This is a genomic window from Neisseria sp. P0021.S007 (assembly GCF_051956855.1).
Genome location: NZ_JBQCXA010001790.1, coordinates 1 through 434 on the forward strand (window position 1 = coordinate 1; position 434 = coordinate 434).

At 52.3% G+C, this 434-nt stretch carries 1 protein-coding gene; it reads left to right on the forward strand.

Annotated elements, in window-relative coordinates:
• The coding region (locus tag ACTHUR_RS21475) for an alpha-amylase family glycosyl hydrolase (RefSeq protein ID WP_440400831.1) at positions 1-434 on the forward strand (434 nt) is incomplete at both ends.

Here is a 434-nt window from a genome sequence, read left to right on the forward strand (position 1 = left end):
GCATTTATGAAGTGCATTTGGGTTCGTGGAAACGCAATCCGGAAAACAATTTCTGGCTGACTTATGAAGAGCTGGCCAAAGAACTGGTGGCATACGTCAAAGACATGGGCTTTACCCATATCGAGTTTTTGCCTGTTTCCGAATATCCGTTTGACGGCTCATGGGGCTATCAGGCAACCGGTTTGTATGCGCCGACCAGCCGTTTCGGTTCGCCGGAAGAATTGCGCGCATTGATTAAAGCCGCACACGACGAGGGTATCAGCGTTATCCTCGACTGGGTAGTCGGCCATTTCCCAACCGACGACCACGGCCTGGCCAAGTTTGACGGCACTGCGCTGTACGAACACGCCGACCCGCGCGAAGGCTACCACCAAGACTGGAACACCCTAATTTACAACTTTGGCAGAAACGAAGTGAAAAACTTCCTGCAAGGC